Source organism: Massilia sp. LXY-6, assembly GCF_051233485.1.
Taxonomy (GTDB): Bacteria; Pseudomonadota; Gammaproteobacteria; order Burkholderiales; family Burkholderiaceae_D; genus Telluria.
Genome location: NZ_JBKFGF010000026.1, coordinates 115,210 through 131,238, shown reverse-complemented (window position 1 = coordinate 131,238; position 16,029 = coordinate 115,210). Strand labels below are relative to the sequence as shown.

Sequence of the window (16,029 nt, the reverse complement as noted above, 5' to 3'; positions counted from 1 at the left end):
GCTCGCGGCCCGAGCGGTGGCGCGTCGGGTTCAAATGCCGTGGCATCGTTCTGCCCGAGTTCAACTTTGAAACTGTTCAAAAGGCACTCCATTCAGAGGACTGCGACACGATGCTATCGGCAGGTGTTCGCCTGGCCCAGCAGAGCGTCGGCGTGCAGTCCCTTGCGGGGCGCTATGACTGCACGATAAGTTGGGTAGACCGCTCAAACGTTTGTTTGATGCTCATCACCATTTTATGACTTTTAGTAAATATTGACTTTTTTGCATGAATCGTGCGCGGTCATTCAGTGTGAATAATCCACCACCCAGGGAGGAGTGAACCCTTGGGCTACAATTCCCGCATCACACAAGGAATCCGCCAATGTTGTTCGACCTGACCGACCTGCGCCTGTTCATCCTGGTCGCGGAATTGAAGAGCCTGACCCGCGCGGCCGAGCGCATGCATTTGTCGCTGGGCGCCGCCAGCAACCGGATGAAGGAACTGGAATCGCGCTTCGGCATGCGCCTGCTGTATCGCGAAAGCAAGGGTGTGCAGCTGTCGCCGGCCGGCGAGACCTTGCTGGCGCACGCGCAGCAGTTCATGCAGCAGCTCGAGCGCCTCAAGAGCGATATGCAGCAATATAACAATGGCATCAAGGGCCATATCCGCATCTTCGCCAACACCACGGCGGTGACCGAATTCATGCCGCAGGTGCTGGGCCTGTTCCTGGCTTCGCATCCGCAGGTGAACGTGGCGCTGGAAGAGCGGCTCAACCACGACATCGTGCGCGGGGTGCAGGAAGGTACCGCCGATATCGGGATCGCGGCCGGGCCGGTGCAGGGCCAGGGCATCGAGATCATCAATTTTTCGACCGACCGGCTGGTGCTGGCCACCGCCGTCGACCACCCGCTGGCCAAGGCGGGCAGCATCAGTTTCGCCGAGACCCTCGACTATCCGCACATCGGCCTGCACGAGGGCAGCACCCTGCAGCATTTCCTGAACAAGGTCGTGGTCGACAGCGGCCACCGCCTGCAGCTGCGGATCCAGGTGAGGGGTTTCGATGCGATGTGCCGCATGGTGGAGGCGGACGTCGGGATCGGCATCCTGCCGCAGTCGGCGGCGCTGCGCCACAGCCGCAGCATGCGGCTGGCGCTGGTGGAATTGACCGACTTGTGGGCGGTGCGCGAACGCAGCGTGCTGGTGCAGGAACTGGAACGGCTGCCGGCCTACGCGCGCGAGCTGGTGGAGCTGATCCGCTCGCAGGCGGCGAACCAGACCAGCCAGGGAGTCTAACGCCGTCCGAACATCATCAGTTCGGCCAGGAGTGTCCGCGCCGGTTTCACCGTGTCCAGCGCGGCGAGGCCCAGCCCGAACAGCGCCTGCTGCGGCCCTTTGCCGGCAAACACGCGCGCCATCGTGTCGGTGGCGCGGATCACCATCTTGCGGTCGGCTTCGCGCTCGCTCTTGAAGCGCTCGAGTGCGGCCGGCGTCATCTCGCGTGCCAGCAGGCGCGCCAGCACCGCCGCATCGCGCAGGCCCAGGTTCAGGCCCTGGCCGGCGACCGGATGCAGGGTCTGGGCCGCGTTGCCGATCGCGACCGTGCGCGCGGTCGCGCGCGGGTCCGCGTTCAGGCCGAGCGGGAATGCCACGCGCTGCGAGGTGCCCGTAAACCGGCCGAGCCGCTCGCCGAAGGCGTCGCCCAGCTCGCGCAGGAAATCGTCTTCGCCCAGGTCCAGCAGGTGCTGGGCGCGCTCGGGGCGCACGCACCACACCAAGGCGTATTGGTGGCCGTCCGCGCCCGCCTGCGGCAGCAGGGCCAGCGGGCCTTCGTCGGTGAAGCGTTCGAAGGCGCGGTGCGGAATCGGCGCGCTGCTTGAAACGCGCGCGATCACGGCGGTCTGGCCGTAGTCGCGCGTGGCGGTTTTTTCCGCCTGCTGGCCGAACACGCCGCCCTCGGCCTGCATCGCGACCTGGGCGTGCAGGGTGCGGCCGTCGTCCAGGTGCAGCTGCACGCCATCGGTGTGCTCGTCGATGCCGCTCACGCGCAGCGGGCGCAGCACCTGCACGCCGGCGCGCTCGCAGGCGCGCGCGAGGGCATCGACCACGTCGCCGTAGCGGGCCACATAGCCCAGCGCGTCGAGATCGTGCTCGGCGCGGTCCATCACGCTGCGGCCCAGGTGGCCGCGGCGCGAGACGTGGATCTGGTGAATGGCAGTCGCCGAGGCCGAGATGCCGGGCCAGGCGCCGACGTCTTCCAGCAGAAGGCGGCTGCCCCAGGCCAGCGCGATCGAGCGCGGGTCCGAGATCGCCTGGCCCAGCGACTTGCCGTCGATGAGGACGATGCGATTGCCCGGGACACCACGCCGCGCCAGCAGCGCCGCTAGCGCCATGCCGACCGGGCCGGCGCCGCAGATGGCAACGTCGGCCACCAGCGTTTCTTCAGTCGTCGTCGCGCTGCTCATGCTCCCTTTCCCACCAATGCTTCAATCTCTTCCACCGTCTTCGGCGCGCTCGACGTCAGGATCCGGTAGCCGTCCTCGGTGACGATCACGTCGTCCTCGATGCGGATGCCGATGTGCCAGTACGCTTCCGGCACGCCGTCCGCCGGGCGCACGTAGATGCCCGGTTCCACGGTCAGCGCCATGCCCGGACGCAGCGCACGCGAGGGTTTCTCGGCCTGCGCTAGGTCGCGGTAGGCGCCGACGTCGTGCACGTCCATGCCCAGCCAGTGGCCGGTACCGTGCATGTAGAAGGGCACATGGGCTTTCGCGGCAATGGCGTCTTCCACGCTGTCGAACTTCCCTGCGGGGATCAGGCCGAGGTCCAGCATGCCCCGGACCAGCACGCGCAGGGCCGCCTCGTGGAAGGCGCTATACGGGCGGCCCGGCGCGATCGCCGCGAAGGCCGCCTCCTGGGCCGCCAGCACCAGTTCGTACAGCCTGCGCTGGGCGGGGCTGAAGCGGCCGTTCACCGGGAAGGTGCGGGTGATGTCCGAGGCATAGCCATCGAGCTCGCAGCCGGCGTCGATCAGCACCAGCTCGCCGTCCTGCATCAGGCGGTCGTTGACGTTGTAGTGCAGCACGCAGGCATTCGGGCCGGAAGCGACGATCGGGGTATAGGCCGGGAACTGGGCGCCGTTGCGGCGGAACGCGTACAGCAGCTCCGCTTCCAGCGCGTATTCGTGCAGGCCGGGGCGGGCGGCGCGCATCGCGCGCGCGTGCGCATGGCCCGAGATCTCGCCGGCGCGCAGCATGGTCGCCTGTTCGTCCTCGTCCTTGATGAGGCGCATCTCGTCCAGCAGCGGCAGCAGGTCGTGGAAGGCGGCCGGCGCCGTCACGCCGCTGCGCGCGCGGGCGCGCACCGCCTTGATCCAGGCTTGTACCTGCGCGTCCAGCGCGGCATTCGAGGCGGTGGCGTAGTACAGCGCGGGGGCGTCGGCCAGCAGGTCGGGCAGGCGGGCGTCGAGTTCGGAAACCGGCCAGGCTTCGTCCATGCCGAAGGCCGTGCGCGCGGCCTCGGGGCCGTAGCGGTAGCCGTCCCAGATTTCGCGCTCCGGGTTCTTCTCGCGGCAGAACAGGATGGCGCGGGCCGGCCGCTCGCCCTGCGCGGCAAGCAGCACCAGCACGCTTTCCGGTTCACCGAACCCGGTCAGGTAATGAAAATAGCTGTCGTGCCGGTAGGGGTAGTCGCTGTCGCCGTTGCGCAGTACTTCCGGCGCGGTCGGCAGCACGGCCACCGCGCCCGGCAGCATCTGCGCGGCCAGGCGCGCGCGGCGTGCTGCGTAATCGGTCATGGTGCGGTCTTGGTCCTGGAGGAATAGGGGGCGTTGAGTTCTTCGAGCTGGCGCACGGTGCCCACGTTGACCCATTCGCCATCGTAGATTTCGCCGCCGACCCGGCCCGCGTCGATGAACTTGCGCATGAGCGGGCCGAATTTCAGGAACTCGCCGGCCTTGATGCCGTCGAACATTTCCGGACGGTAGACGCCGATGCCGGCGAAGTTCCACTTCGGCGCGCCTTCGTTCGACAGCGTGTACATCGTCAGGCCGAAGTCGCCGTCCGGGTTGTGCCAGGGGTTCGGCGTCAGGTACAGCCAGGCGATGTCGCGCTTGTCGGCGGGGATCGGTCGGCCGACGGCATCGTTATCCGGCAGCGCGTCCAGCACCTGTTCGAAGTCGAAGTAGGGCGCATAGATGTCGCCCGACACGGCCAGGAAAGGCTCGTCGCCCAGCAGGTGCAGGGCGTTGGCGATGCCGCCGGCGGTTTCCAGCGGCGTCGGCTCGTGGGAGTAGACGATGCGCGCGCCGTAGCGGTTGCCGTCGCCCAGTTCCTCCTCGATCATGTGGCCGAGGTGGGAGTGGTTGATGACGATGTCCTTGATGCCGGCACGCACCAGGTTGATCACGTGGTAGGTGATGAGCGGGCGGCCGCGCACCTTGAGCAGGGGCTTCGGACAGCTGTCCGTCAGCGGACGCATCCGCTCGCCGCGGCCGGCGGCGAAGATCATGGCTTTCATGCGCGTGAGTCCGGTCAGAAGGTGTAGCCGACTTGCGGCGCCTTGTCCTCGAAGGCATCGAGGAGGCGCAGCAGCGGTTTGAGTTCGATGTAGCGGTTGGCGGTCTTGCGCACGTAGTCCATCACGGTCGGCAGGTCGCCCATGTACACCGGCTTGCCGTCGCGGTAGTTCAGGCGGCAGAAGATGCCGAGGATTTTCAGGTGGCGCTGCAGGGCCATGTATTCGAAGTCGCGGTAGAAGGCGTCGATGTCCGGGTTAACCGGCAGGCCGACCGTCTTCGCGCTTTGCCAGTAGCGTACCACCCAGTCGAGCACGAATTCCTCGTCCCACTGGACGTAGGCGTCGCGCAGCAGCGAGGCCAGGTCGTAGGTGATGGGGCCGAACACGGCATCCTGGAAGTCCAGCACGCCCGGGTTGCCCTGGTCGAGGAACATCAGGTTGCGCGAATGGAAATCGCGGTGCATGAACACCTGCTGCTGGGCCAGCACGTTGGCGGTGATCGCCTCGAACACCTTGTCCAGCTGGGCCTTCTGGATGTCGTTCATCTGCAGCCCCAAGTGGCGGCCAATGAACCATTCCGGAAACAGGTTCATTTCGCGCAGCACGAAGGCGCGGTCGAATTCGGGCAGCACGCCGGCCTGGCTGGTGAGCTGGAACTTGATCAGGGCATCCACCGCGTCCGAGTACATGAAGGCGGCGTTGTCCGGGTTCAGGCGCTGCAGGTAGGTCGTGGTGCCGAGGTCGGACAGCAGCAAAAAGCCGTCCTCGACCTTGCGGGCGACGATCGCGGGCACGGTCACGCCGGCGTCGAACAGCAGGCCGTCGACGTGGATGAAGGCCGGCACGTTTTCGCGCTCGGGCGGCGCGTCCATCGCGACCAGGGTGTCGCCCAGCTTGGCACGTAGCGCCGGCACAACATCGAGCCGGAAGTAGCGGCGGAAGCTGGCATCGGCCGAGGCGGGGCGCAGGCTCCCGACGTCGACCAGGTCCAGGGTGCCCAGCCATGCGCTCAGCTGGGCCAGCCGGACGTCCTTGTCGGCGTTAGTGGGGGAGTGTTGAGACAGAGAAGACATGAAGCGTCCCGGTGAATCCGGTTGGTGATAGGAATTCCCATATAATAAGGGATTCAATCCAAAAAATCGCCCTCTATGGTGCAACGCGATCGTTCATGAGCTGGATTACGGCCCTCCCTTTCCCGCCGCGGCGTGCCGCCGCCTTGTCCGCCCTTGTCGCCGTGGCCACGGGACCGCTGTATGCGCAGACCGCGCCAGCGGGTCCGCGTGGCGACGACCAGGACCAGCCCACGACCATGCGTGCCGAGGAATTCACCGGCCGCCCTGACCGCGAGCTGAACATGTTCCGCAACGTCGAAGTGACGCGCGGGGCCACCGGCATCACCGCCGACACCGCCTGCTTCCGCCAGGTGGAAGACGAGGTGACGGCCCAGGGCCACATCACGATGTGGCGCTTCGGCGACCGCTACAAGGGCGACGCGCTGCAGCTGAACCTCGAAACCGGCAAGGGCTGGGTGTTGAACCCGGCCTACCATTTGCAGATGAATAACGGCCAGGGCAAGGCCGCGCGCATCGACTTCCTCGGCGAGAACCAGGCCGTGGTGGTGGACGGCACTTACAGCACCTGCGAAGGCCCGGATCCGGACTGGTACCTGAAGTCCAGCACCCTGAACCTGGACAGCGGGCGTGACGTCGGCACCGCCGGCAAGACCGTCATCTACTTCAAGAACGTGCCCATCCTCGGCACCCCGGCGCTGTCGTTCTCGCTGTCCGGCGCGCGCCGCTCGGGCTGGCTGCCACCCTCGATCGGCGCCGGCTCGAAGGGCGCCGCCGAGATCATGGTGCCGTACTACGTCAACATCGCGCCGAACCGCGACCTGACGCTGTATCCGCGCTATATGTTCGACCGCGGCCTGCAGATGGGCGCGACCGGCCGTTACATCGGCGAGACTTCGCGCGGGCTGTACAGCGGCGAAACCCACATCGAGGCGCTGCCGAACGACCGCGTGGCGCACCGCAACCGCTGGTGGATCGACACCCTGCACAGCCAGGCCCTGGCGCCGGGCTGGACCTACGGCTGGAACGCGCACGCGGCGTCCGACGACGAATACCCGTCCGACTTCTCGCGCACCGTGGCGGCCAGCGCCGAGCGCCAGCTGCTGCGTGAGCTGCGCACCGACTATTCCGGCCATTACTGGAGCGTGAACGTGCGCGCCCAGAGCTACCAAGTGCTGCAGGACCCGGCGTCGCGGAACCCGAACAACCCAAACGCGGGGGCGTTGACGGTGCCGCGTCCCTACGACCGCTTGCCGCAGATTAACTTCCACGCCGGCCGCTACGACGTGCTGGGCGGCTTCGACTGGGCGGTGGACGCCGAGCTGGTGCGCTTCTCGCACCCGGACAACAAGATGGTGCAGGGCAACCGCGCCAACCTGGTGAGCCAGGTCAGTTATCCCGTGGTGCGCCCGGGCTGGTTCGTCACGCCCAAGGTGATCCTGCACGCGACCCAGTACGACCTCGAGCACAACATCGATCCGGCCACCAATCTGGAACATGACCGGATCTCGCGCGTGCTGCCGACCGTGTCGCTGGACAGCGGCCTGATCTTCGAGCGCAAGAGCAGCCTGTTCGGCGAAGGTTCGACCCAGACCCTGGAACCGCGCCTGTTCTACGTGCGCACCCCGTACAGGAACCAGAGCGCGATCCCGAACTTCGACACCGCGGTGGCCGGCTTCAACTACGCCCAGCTGTTCACGGAAAACCGCTTCGTTGGCGCCGACCGGGTGTCGGACGCCAACCAGCTGACGGCGGCGGTGGTGTCGCGCTTCATCGAGTCCAACGGCGCCGAGCGCCTGCGCCTGGTGGCGGGCAGCCGCTACTACTTCAGCGACCCGCATGTGAATCCGCGCGTGCAACTGAACCCGTCGGAAGCGCCGGAAGTGACCCGTTCGGACGCGCTGCTGGCCGCCTCCGGCCGCATTTCGGAATCCTGGAGCTTCGACAGCGGCGTACAATACGATGCGCAGAGCCGTAGCCTGTACAGCAAGAACTACGGGGTGCAGTGGAATCCGGCGCCGATGAAGGTGCTGAATTTCGAGTACCGTTACCAGCGTGACGCCATCGGCATCGTCAGCGGTTTCCGGAATGCCGACATATCGGGCCAATGGCCGCTGTCGCGGCGCTGGTACGGCGTGGGGCGGATCAGCTATTCGACGCGCGACCGCAAGCTGCTCGAGAGCCTCATCGGACTCGAGTACAAGGCGGACTGCTGGGTGTTCCGGATGGGTGCGCAGCGCTTCGTGACCGCGCTGCAGACGACCTCGACGCCGATCTTCTTCCAGCTCGAGCTGAACGGCCTGTCGCGCCTGGGCTTCGGCAATCCGCTGGAATCCTTTAACAAGAGCATCCCGGGCTACACCCGGCTGAATACCAACGTCGGCCGCCCTTGAGCGGCTGGGCCATGGACAACTAGAACCCCTGAAATGAGTGCTTCCCTGAATATGCGTACCACCCGTTTGCATCAAGTCAAGCTGGCCGCAGTCCTGCTGTGCGCCCTCGCAGCCGGCGACGTCCTGGCCCAGCGCTCCGGCGCGCCGGCTACCGGTGCCCCTGCTGCTGCCCCCGGCGCTCCGGCGGCCCCTGCGGCGAAGCCGGGCACGGGTTTCCTGCCGCCGGCGTCGAGCAGCGCCAAGGTCATCGATTCCGTGTATGTCATCGTCAACGACGAAGTCATCACCAGGCGTGAAGTCGACAACCGCGTCAATGAGATCACCGCGCGCCTGCGCGCCCAGAATGCGCAACTGCCCGATCCGGAAGACCTGCGCCGCCAGGTGGTCGAGGCCATGATCACCGAGCGCGCCCAGCTCCAGCTGGGCAAGGAATTCGGCATCCGCGTCTCGGACATCGAGCTCGACCGCGCCATCGGCCGCATCGCCGAATCGCAGAAGATGAGCGTGCAGGAGATGCGCAACCAGATGGAAAAAGAAGGCATGACCTTCGCCCAGTTCCGCGAGCAGATCCGCAATGAGATCATCATGCAGCGCCTGATCGACCATGAGGTCGACAGCAAGATCCAGGTCTCGGACGCCGAGATCGACACCTATATGGCAGCCGAGAAGGCCGCCGCCGCCGACCGCGTCGAGATGGACATCTCGCAGATCCTGGTGCGCATCCCGGAAAACGCCTCGCCCGAGCAGATCGCGGCGCGCAAGGCCAGGGCCGACGAGGTCGCGCGCCAGCTGCGCACCGGCGCCGACTTCGCCAAGATGGCCGCCACCTATTCCGACGCCCCGGACGCCCTGCAGGGTGGCGCGATCGGCTGGCGCGACCCGGACCGCCTGCCGCAGACCTTCGCGAGCGAGCTGCGCAAGCTGAAGCCGGGCCAGGTCACGCCGGTGATGCGCACCAATTTCGGCTTCCTGATCCTGAAGCTGGCCAACGTGCGCAAGCCGGAAGCCCAGCAACAACAGCAGGAACAGGCCGCGGTGCAGCAGACCCACGCCCGCCACATCATGCTGAAGGTGACTCCGACCCAGACCGAGGAAGAGGATCGCAAGAAGCTGCTTGATTTCAAGGCCAAGATCGAGAGCAAGCAGGCGAGCTTCGAAGACCTGGCGCGCCAGAATTCGCAGGACAGCTACGCGGCCAAAGGCGGCGACATGGGCTGGGTCGAAACCGGCGACATCCCGGCGGAATTCGAGAGCGCGATGAATGCGCTGAAGCCGGGCCAGATCTCGGACCCGGTCAAGACGCCGTTCGGCCTGCACATCATCCAGGTGGTCGAGCGCAAGAGCCAGGACACCTCGAAGGACAAGGAGCGCGCGGCGGCCCGCCAGGTGCTCACCGAGCGCAAGCGCCAGGAAGCGATGGAAGACTGGGCACGCCAGATCCGCGACCGCGCCTACGTCGAGTTCCGCGAGGACAAATAAGCATGGCCATCCCGGGCGTACGTCCCACGCTGGCCGTCACGGTCGGCGAGCCGGCCGGGATCGGCCCGGAAATCGCGGTCCGCGCCGCCTGGGCCCTGCGCGAGCAGGCCAGGTGCGTGCTGATCGGCGACGCCGCCTTTCTTGCGCTGACGGCCAGCCTGATCGACCCGGCAATCCGCCTGTCGGCGCTGTCGACGATGGCGCTGCGCCACAGCGGACTGCCGCATTTCGGCCCCGCCACGATCCCCGTGATCGATGTGCCGCTCGACGCCCACGTGGTGCCGGGCCGGCTCGACGCCAACAACGGGCGCGCGGTGCTGGCCACGCTCGACCTGGCCATCGAAGGCGCGGGTGCCGGCTGGTTCGACGCCATCGTCACCGCACCGCTGCAGAAAAGCACCATCAACGATGCCGGGATCGCGTTTTCCGGCCACACCGAATACCTGGCCGAGAAGACCGGCACCCCGAAAGTGGTGATGATGCTGGCCGGCTCGCCGGGACCGGATCAGCCGTATCTGCGGGTTGCGCTGGCCACCACCCACCTCCCGCTGAAAGACGTGCCGGCCGCGATCACGCGCGAGACCCTGGACCAGGTGCTGGACATCCTTCACGCCGACCTGCGCGGCAAGTTCGGCATCGCTGCGCCACGCATATTGGTCACCGGCCTGAATCCGCACGCCGGCGAGAACGGCTACCTGGGCCGCGAGGAAATCGAGGTGATTACCCCGGCCCTGGAAGCGGCGCGCGCGCGCGGCATCGACGCCCGCGGCCCGTATCCGGCCGACACCCTGTTCCAGCCGAAGTACTTGCAGGACGCCGACGCCGTGCTGGCGATGTACCACGACCAGGGCCTGCCGGTGCTCAAGCACGCCACCTTCGGACGCGGTGTCAACATTACGCTGGGCCTGCCCCTGATCCGCACCTCGGTCGACCACGGCACGGCGCTGGACCTGGCCGCGCAGGGCCTCGGCCTGGCCGATTGCGGCAGCATGGAGGAGGCGATCCGCGTCGCGCTCTCGATGGTCCGCGCCCGAGCAACAACCTAAGAAAACCCATGAAACACGTAGCCCGCAAGCGCTTCGGCCAGAACTTCCTGACCGACGCCCACGTCCTCCACGACATCATCGACGCCATCGGCCCGCGCCAGGGCGAGACCATGGTCGAAATCGGCCCCGGCCTGGCGGCGATGACCTCGCTGCTGCTCAAGGAGCTCGACCACATGCACGTGGTCGAGCTGGACCGCGACCTGGTGGCGCGCCTGGAAAAAGCCTATCCGCGCGAGCGTCTCACCGTCCATTCGGGCGACGCCCTGAAGTTCGATTTCGGATCGATTCCGGTCCGCGAAGGGACCAAGCTGCGCGTGGTCGGCAACCTGCCCTACAACATCTCGAGCCCGCTGCTGTTCCACCTGGCCGAGTATGCCCACCTGGTCGAGGACCAGCACTTCATGCTGCAGAAGGAAGTAGTGGAGCGCATGGTGGCCGAACCCGGCACCAAGGCCTACAGCCGCCTGTCCGTGATGCTGCAATGGCGCTACGACATGGCGATGCTGTTCGTGGTGCCGCCCACCGCCTTCGATCCGCCGCCGCAGGTGGAATCGGCGATCGTGCGCATGGTGCCGACGAAGCGCCAGCTGCCGGCCGACGCGGCGACGCTGGAAGCGGTGGTCGCCAAGGCCTTCTCGCAGCGGCGCAAGGTCATCAAGAATTGCGTGGCCGGCATGTTCACCGAGCAGCAGCTGGTCGAGGCCGGCATCGATCCGGGCGCGCGCCCGGAAACGGTCGGGCTGGAGCAGTACGTGGCGCTGGCCAATCTGCTCAAGCCGGTGTAATCAAGCCGGCTTCGATTCCCCTTCCCAAAGGCGGCGCGCATCGTCGAATGCGCGCGCGCCCACCTGTCTTCCCAATTCCTGTCCGGCCGAGCCGGCCCTGGCGCGCGTGTCGCCGCCTACCTCGCCCGCAAAGCGCCGGATGACTTCGTTTGCTGCTGCGCCGGCACTGCCGTGCAAGGCGGCCGGCCTGGCCGGCCCGGCGCCCGCTGCGCCGCCCCAGCCGGCGACGGCGGCGTTGGCGAGGGCGTTGGCAAGCGCAAAAAACAGGCGCACGTCCTGGTCGTCGCCGTAGCCGTCGCGTTCGGAAAGGCGCTGCGCCGCCAGGCACCAGCGGCCGGGCGCCGGTTCGGCGAGCGGCGGCAGGCCAGGAGCCGCAAGGACATCGGCGCCGGTGCGGCGGCAGAAGTCGAGCATGCTGGCGGCCTGGGTGCGGCCGATGCCGGCCGGGGTCAGGGGCCCGCCTGGCGCCGCCCGGTCCAGGCCCAGCCCGGCCATCCAGGCGTCGAAGGCGGCCCGCTGCGCCGGGAACTGCCCGGTCAGCGCCGCATGCGCCGCATGGCTCATGGCAATGCCCTTGCTGGCCGCGCTGCGCTCGGCGCGCGGCAGCCGCACCGCCACCCCGTGCGCGGTCTGGCGCGCGGCGGCGTCGTAGGCGGCCCAGGCGTTGTACATGCAGGTGTGCAGGAGCGCCAGCGTGCGCGCCGATGTCAACGGGCCCGGCTGCGCAGTGCGGATTGCTTGCAGGGCCAGCCGGTTCCAGCCGACGACCGTGCCGGAACCCAGTTTCAGAAAGTTCTCTCGTTTCATTTCGCCTCCGCATCCGTGCCGCCGTCGAGTATGGCGAGCATGGGCGGGCACGCTATTGAGCGTTCTCAGGCGTAAAGGCAAGGCGTCGCAACGCGCAGTCCCGGTTTTTTGGCGTCCATCCCGCGTTTTACGCAGTTCGTCGCAGTCCGCTGGAAGGCAGGGCTGCAGGCGCCTACAGTGACAGCATCGAAAGACACAACGCAAGTTCATCCAGACGAAGGAGAACCGACATGAACGTCATGAAAAACATGGAAGCGATCTTCCTGGCCGCCGCCTTCCTCACTGGTGTCGCCAGCGTGGCCAGCGCCGCCAGTGAAAACGCACGCGCGCGCTACGATGCCCAGGTATCGGTCGAGGGCAAGCAGATGGCGGTGGTGAAGGTGAGCGCCAAGCGCCTGACGCCTGCCGAGAAAGCCGGCATCCAAGGCGCCGTCTCCTGACACAGGCGAAAAAAAAGCCCGCTGTTGAGGCGGGCTTAAATCCAATTCTTTTCTGAGGAGAGTTGGAGGAGACAGAAGCAGTATGCTGCATCACAGCATATTCGTCCAATTTCTCTTTTATATACTCGATATAAAAAATAGATATATCTCCTCCGGCGCTAGCTCTGCCTGGATCAGGGGGTAGTTGGGGTGCAAGTCACAGCGACGTTGGTGACGCCGCCTGCTGCTTCCTGGGTTTCCTTCATCTCGCCAACGCCATTGGCTACCGCGCAGTGGAAGCCATCGGGTTGGGGGAATACGTCGACGCTGAAGCTTGAACCGTAAGCCACAGCAGGCAGCGTGAACGGAATCGGGGTGGTCGTGGTAGAGCCCGTGACGGTGACTTGGCCGCCGGTACTGCCATTGATCAGTGTCAGGCTACCGCTGGTCAGACCGGTAACAGTACCGCTCAGCGCATATGCCTTAAGGCTGCAGCTGTAGAACACCTCGATCGCCGCCGTGCGCGCCGATTCGATCGAGGCAGTCTGGCCGGCTGTGCCGTATTCGCGCGGGTAGCTGTTGGTCGCGCAGTTCTGGTGCGCCGGCTGGGCGCCGCCGCCGGCGGCGGTACCGCCCTTCGGCACCACCTGGTAGTAGGTGCCGTAGTCGAGCGCCTTCGGGAACGTGACGACGACAGGGTCTCCAGCCTTGGCAGGCATGGGAACGGCTACTTCCTGGCCGTTGGTGGTCAGGATCAGACCCGGATACTGGACGTTCGAGATCGTCACCTTGACCGGATAGGTCTCCTTGCCGCCGCCGCCGCCGCAGGACGCCAGAGCCAGGGAGGAAGCCAGGACCAGGGCCGGGCGCGCGAGGTGGAACTTCATACTCTATTCTCCAGATTATTGGGGCTTGGGACCGCAGGTAACTACCGGCGCGGTGCTCGGGCCGGTCGCTCCCATGCTGCCGGTACCGCCGCTGATGTCGCATTTTTGGGTGCCCGGATCGGAAAAGATCTTGACGACGTAGGAGCCATCCTCGGGAATCTGCGCCATCGAAACCGTGACCTGGGCGCCGGCGGTCGCCGGCGGCGTCACCGGCTGGCGATCCGAGCCGTTCACCAGCACCAGGCCGGAATCGTTCAGGCCGTTCACCGCGACCGACAGCGGGTGCGGCTTGATGGTGCAGAATACCGTCGGCACGACGGTGTAGATCGTGTAGTAGTTGGCGCGCGCCTTGCCGTTGCTGATCGTGCAGGTGCTGACGTTGGACGGCACGGACTTGGTGACGATGTTGAATTCGTCGTCGGTCGACAGGTATTTTTTGAACTGGACGCTGGCGGCGCCGGCCGGCACCGTGACTTCCTCGCCGTTGCCTTCGTTGCGCAGTACCAGGCCTTCCTTGGTCACGCCGCCGCTGATCGACACGGTCAGGGGCAGGTCACCGCTGCCGCCACCGCAGGCGGACAGGCCAAGCGCGCATGCCAGCGCAGCGCCGGCATACAGGGTCGAACTCTTCATAGAATCTCCGTTGGACGGGATGGCGCACGGCAGGACCGGCGGCACCGCTGAGTAGAATATTGCCCGACATTTTAGAGCATTTGGCAAGCCGCGGCCTCATTTGCCTTTGTATCACGGTGTAACGACGTCCATGCGTTGCTTTTCACGGCAGGCCTCGCTATGCTTGAATGGCCCTCCTTTCATTCCCGAATATGACGACAACCCGACGCGACTGGCCCAAGGCCATTCTGTTCGACCTCGACGATACGCTGTGGCCGATCGCCCCGGTGATCCTGCAGGCCGAGGAGACCCTGTTCGCCTGGCTGCGCGAGCACGCACCGCGCGTCGCCCAGCAATTCACGATCGACGGGCTGCGCCAGGCGCGCCTGGAGCTGCTGGCGCGGCAGCCGGAATTCCAGCTCGACCTGGGCAAGCTGCGCCGCGCCGGCCTGCTCGACGCCTTCCAGCAGGCCGGCGAGGATGCCGCCAAGGTGGAGCTGGCGATGGCGGAATTCTTTGCCGCGCGCAACGCGGTGGTGCCCTACGACGACGTGGTGCCGGGCCTGCTGCGCCTGAAGGGGAGGGTAGCGTTGGGGGCGATCACGAACGGCAATGCCGATCTGCGGTCGATCGGCCTGGACCACCATTTCAAGGCCTGGATATCGGCGCCCCTGCTCGGCGTGGCCAAGCCGGACCCGGCGATCTTCATGGCCGGCTGCCGCGCGCTGGACGTGGCGCCCTGGGATGCCGTGTACGTGGGCGACGACGTGCTGCTCGACGTGCAGGGCGCCCAGAACGTCGGCATGCGCGGGGTGTGGATGAACCGTAATGGCAGCAACAAGCATCTCGAGCACGGGGTCGAACCGGATGCGATCGTGCGCGACTTCGACGGGCTGTTGGACTGGCTCAAGCGCAATCATGGCTGACTGCGCGCATGACTGCACATGCGGCAAGCTAACAGGCATAATGTGAACCATGCAACTCGATAACCGTGCACAAACCCTGCTGAAGGCGCTGGTCGAGCGTTATATCGCCGACGGCCAGCCGGTCGGCTCGCGCGCGCTGTCGAAGATTTCCGGCCTCGACCTGTCGCCGGCCACGATCCGCAACATCATGGCCGACCTCGAGGAAATGGGCTATGTCGCCAGCCCGCACACCTCGGCTGGCCGGATCCCGACGCCGCGCGGCTACCGCATCTTCGTCGACACCCTGCTGACCGTGCGCCAGATCGACGAGAACGCCGTCGAAGCCGGCATGCGCCTCCCCGCGCACCAGCCGCAGAAGGTGCTCGCCAACGCGGCCCAGATGCTGTCCTCGCTGTCGCAGTTCGCCGGCGTGGTGCAGAGCCCGCGCCGCGAATCGGCGTTCCAGCAGATCGAATTCCTGCGCCTGTCGGAAAAGCGCATCCTGCTGGTCATCGTCGACCCGCGCGGCGACGTCCAGAACCGCCTGCTGCTGACCGACGTCGATTATTCGCCTTCCGAGCTGATCCAGTCGGCCAACTACCTGAACCAGAATTTCGCCGGCCTGTCCTTCGACCAGGTGCGGGCGCGCCTGAGCGGCGAGCTGCGCCAGCTGCGCGACGACATGGGGCGCCTGATGCAGGCCGCGGTCGAAGCCGGCACCGAAGCGCTGCAGGACGCCGACGACATGGTCATCTCCGGCGAGCGCAACCTGCTGTCGGTGAGCGACCTGTCCTCCAACATGAGCTCGCTGCGCCAGATGTTCGAGATGTTCGAGCAGAAGACCGGCCTGATGCAGCTGCTGGACGTCTCCAGCAAGGCCGGCGGGGTGCAGATCTTCATCGGCGGCGAATCCAAGCTGGTGCCGATGGACGAGATGAGCGTCGTCACCGCGCCCTATGAAGTGAACGGCAAGATCGTCGGCACCCTCGGCGTGATCGGCCCGACCCGCATGGCCTACGAGCGCGTGATCCCGATCGTCGACATCACCGCCAAGCTGCTGTCGAACGCACTCAGTCACTCGTGATTTAGCTAGCGTATCGGGAGCCTCGAAAACCGTCGCGAGCGAGGCTT

At 66.4% G+C, this 16,029-nt stretch carries 15 protein-coding genes; 8 read left to right on the top strand and 7 right to left on the bottom strand.

Features of this window, described 5'->3' with window-relative positions:
- Positions 1-361: 361 nt before the first annotated feature.
- Complete coding sequence (locus tag ACI48D_RS13440) at positions 362-1,273, top strand: LysR family transcriptional regulator (protein WP_435571730.1); 912 nt, start codon at positions 362-364, stop codon at positions 1,271-1,273.
- Here ACI48D_RS13440 and ACI48D_RS13435 read toward each other — a convergent pair.
- Genes ACI48D_RS13435 through ACI48D_RS13420 form a run of 4 tightly spaced genes read right to left on the bottom strand, consistent with a single transcriptional unit; the run spans position 1,270 to position 5,568 of the window.
- Complete coding sequence (locus ACI48D_RS13435; protein WP_435571729.1) at positions 1,270-2,442, bottom strand: UbiH/UbiF/VisC/COQ6 family ubiquinone biosynthesis hydroxylase; 1,173 nt, start codon at positions 2,440-2,442, stop codon at positions 1,270-1,272. The two genes, ACI48D_RS13440 and ACI48D_RS13435, sit on opposite strands and share 4 nt — an antisense overlap.
- Complete coding sequence (pepP, locus tag ACI48D_RS13430) at positions 2,439-3,773, bottom strand: Xaa-Pro aminopeptidase (protein ID WP_435571728.1); 1,335 nt, start codon at positions 3,771-3,773, stop codon at positions 2,439-2,441. Before pepP ends, ACI48D_RS13435 begins: the two co-directional genes overlap by 4 nt.
- Positions 3,770-4,495 carry an N-acetylmuramate alpha-1-phosphate uridylyltransferase MurU gene (gene murU, locus ACI48D_RS13425; RefSeq protein ID WP_435571727.1) on the bottom strand — a complete coding sequence of 242 codons (726 nt, stop codon included), beginning with the start codon at positions 4,493-4,495 and terminating at the stop codon, positions 3,770-3,772. The genes pepP and murU overlap by 4 nt, the downstream gene beginning before the upstream one ends.
- Positions 4,496-4,509: 14 nt before the next feature.
- Complete coding sequence (locus tag ACI48D_RS13420) at positions 4,510-5,568, bottom strand: aminoglycoside phosphotransferase family protein (protein WP_435571726.1); 1,059 nt, start codon at positions 5,566-5,568, stop codon at positions 4,510-4,512.
- 95 nt (positions 5,569-5,663) lie between these two features.
- Here ACI48D_RS13420 and ACI48D_RS13415 point away from each other — a divergent pair, with 95 nt between their 5' ends.
- Genes ACI48D_RS13415 through rsmA form a run of 4 tightly spaced genes read left to right on the top strand, consistent with a single transcriptional unit; the run spans position 5,664 to position 11,268 of the window.
- Positions 5,664-7,958 carry an LPS-assembly protein LptD gene (locus tag ACI48D_RS13415; protein ID WP_435571725.1) on the top strand — a complete coding sequence of 765 codons (2,295 nt, stop codon included), beginning with the start codon at positions 5,664-5,666 and terminating at the stop codon, positions 7,956-7,958.
- A 51-nt stretch (positions 7,959-8,009) separates the two neighbouring features.
- Entirely contained in the window at positions 8,010-9,437 is a 1,428-nt protein-coding gene (locus ACI48D_RS13410; protein WP_435571724.1) for a peptidylprolyl isomerase, read from the top strand.
- 2 nt (positions 9,438-9,439) lie between these two features.
- The gene (gene pdxA, locus ACI48D_RS13405; protein WP_435571723.1) at positions 9,440-10,483 is read left to right on the top strand and encodes a 4-hydroxythreonine-4-phosphate dehydrogenase PdxA; all 1,044 of its coding nucleotides are present in this window, start codon (positions 9,440-9,442) and stop codon (positions 10,481-10,483) included.
- Positions 10,484-10,491: 8 nt separating this feature from the next.
- Positions 10,492-11,268 (top strand): 16S rRNA (adenine(1518)-N(6)/adenine(1519)-N(6))-dimethyltransferase RsmA, encoded by a 777-nt coding sequence (rsmA, locus tag ACI48D_RS13400; protein ID WP_435571722.1) that lies wholly within the window; start codon positions 10,492-10,494, stop codon positions 11,266-11,268.
- Here rsmA and ACI48D_RS13395 read toward each other — a convergent pair whose 3' ends face one another.
- Positions 11,269-12,075, bottom strand: coding sequence for a DUF6851 domain-containing protein (locus tag ACI48D_RS13395; RefSeq protein WP_435571721.1), 807 nt, complete (start codon positions 12,073-12,075; stop codon positions 11,269-11,271).
- A gap of 230 nt (positions 12,076-12,305) precedes the next feature.
- Between ACI48D_RS13395 and ACI48D_RS13390 the strand changes: the two genes are divergently transcribed.
- A complete protein-coding gene (locus tag ACI48D_RS13390) occupies positions 12,306-12,515 on the top strand; it encodes a hypothetical protein (protein ID WP_435571720.1) in 210 nt (69 codons plus the stop codon).
- 173 nt (positions 12,516-12,688) lie between these two features.
- Here the strand turns inward: ACI48D_RS13390 and ACI48D_RS13385 are convergent, their stop codons facing one another.
- Together ACI48D_RS13385 and ACI48D_RS13380 are read right to left on the bottom strand one after the other, a co-directional pair.
- Positions 12,689-13,381 (bottom strand): hypothetical protein, encoded by a 693-nt coding sequence (locus ACI48D_RS13385; RefSeq protein ID WP_435571719.1) that lies wholly within the window; start codon positions 13,379-13,381, stop codon positions 12,689-12,691.
- A gap of 15 nt (positions 13,382-13,396) precedes the next feature.
- Positions 13,397-14,014: a hypothetical protein gene (locus tag ACI48D_RS13380; RefSeq protein WP_435571718.1), complete on the bottom strand. Its 618-nt coding sequence runs from the start codon at positions 14,012-14,014 to the stop codon at positions 13,397-13,399.
- A 191-nt stretch (positions 14,015-14,205) separates the two neighbouring features.
- Between ACI48D_RS13380 and ACI48D_RS13375 the strand changes: the two genes are divergently transcribed.
- Both ACI48D_RS13375 and hrcA read left to right on the top strand, forming a co-directional pair.
- Complete coding sequence (locus tag ACI48D_RS13375; RefSeq protein WP_435571717.1) at positions 14,206-14,919, top strand: HAD family hydrolase; 714 nt, start codon at positions 14,206-14,208, stop codon at positions 14,917-14,919.
- Between the two features lie 49 nt (positions 14,920-14,968).
- Entirely contained in the window at positions 14,969-15,982 is a 1,014-nt protein-coding gene (gene hrcA / locus ACI48D_RS13370; protein ID WP_435571716.1) for a heat-inducible transcriptional repressor HrcA, read from the top strand.
- Positions 15,983-16,029: the final 47 nt, after the last annotated feature.

What these genes read in the sequence shown, in the direction of transcription:
- ACI48D_RS13440 (WP_435571730.1), top strand. Translation starts at nt 362, where the DNA reads ATGTTGTTCGACCTGACCGACCTGCGCCTGTTCATCCTGGTCGCGGAA.
- ACI48D_RS13435 (WP_435571729.1), bottom strand. Translation starts at nt 2,442, where the DNA reads ATGAGCAGCGCGACGACGACTGAAGAAACGCTGGTGGCCGACGTTGCC.
- pepP (WP_435571728.1), bottom strand. Translation starts at nt 3,773, where the DNA reads ATGACCGATTACGCAGCACGCCGCGCGCGCCTGGCCGCGCAGATGCTG.
- murU (WP_435571727.1), bottom strand. Translation starts at nt 4,495, where the DNA reads ATGAAAGCCATGATCTTCGCCGCCGGCCGCGGCGAGCGGATGCGTCCG.
- ACI48D_RS13420 (WP_435571726.1), bottom strand. Translation starts at nt 5,568, where the DNA reads ATGTCTTCTCTGTCTCAACACTCCCCCACTAACGCCGACAAGGACGTC.
- ACI48D_RS13415 (WP_435571725.1), top strand. Translation starts at nt 5,664, where the DNA reads ATGAGCTGGATTACGGCCCTCCCTTTCCCGCCGCGGCGTGCCGCCGCC.
- ACI48D_RS13410 (WP_435571724.1), top strand. Translation starts at nt 8,010, where the DNA reads ATGCGTACCACCCGTTTGCATCAAGTCAAGCTGGCCGCAGTCCTGCTG.
- pdxA (WP_435571723.1), top strand. Translation starts at nt 9,440, where the DNA reads ATGGCCATCCCGGGCGTACGTCCCACGCTGGCCGTCACGGTCGGCGAG.
- rsmA (WP_435571722.1), top strand. Translation starts at nt 10,492, where the DNA reads ATGAAACACGTAGCCCGCAAGCGCTTCGGCCAGAACTTCCTGACCGAC.
- ACI48D_RS13395 (WP_435571721.1), bottom strand. Translation starts at nt 12,075, where the DNA reads ATGAAACGAGAGAACTTTCTGAAACTGGGTTCCGGCACGGTCGTCGGC.
- ACI48D_RS13390 (WP_435571720.1), top strand. Translation starts at nt 12,306, where the DNA reads ATGAACGTCATGAAAAACATGGAAGCGATCTTCCTGGCCGCCGCCTTC.
- ACI48D_RS13385 (WP_435571719.1), bottom strand. Translation starts at nt 13,381, where the DNA reads ATGAAGTTCCACCTCGCGCGCCCGGCCCTGGTCCTGGCTTCCTCCCTG.
- ACI48D_RS13380 (WP_435571718.1), bottom strand. Translation starts at nt 14,014, where the DNA reads ATGAAGAGTTCGACCCTGTATGCCGGCGCTGCGCTGGCATGCGCGCTT.
- ACI48D_RS13375 (WP_435571717.1), top strand. Translation starts at nt 14,206, where the DNA reads ATGACGACAACCCGACGCGACTGGCCCAAGGCCATTCTGTTCGACCTC.
- hrcA (WP_435571716.1), top strand. Translation starts at nt 14,969, where the DNA reads ATGCAACTCGATAACCGTGCACAAACCCTGCTGAAGGCGCTGGTCGAG.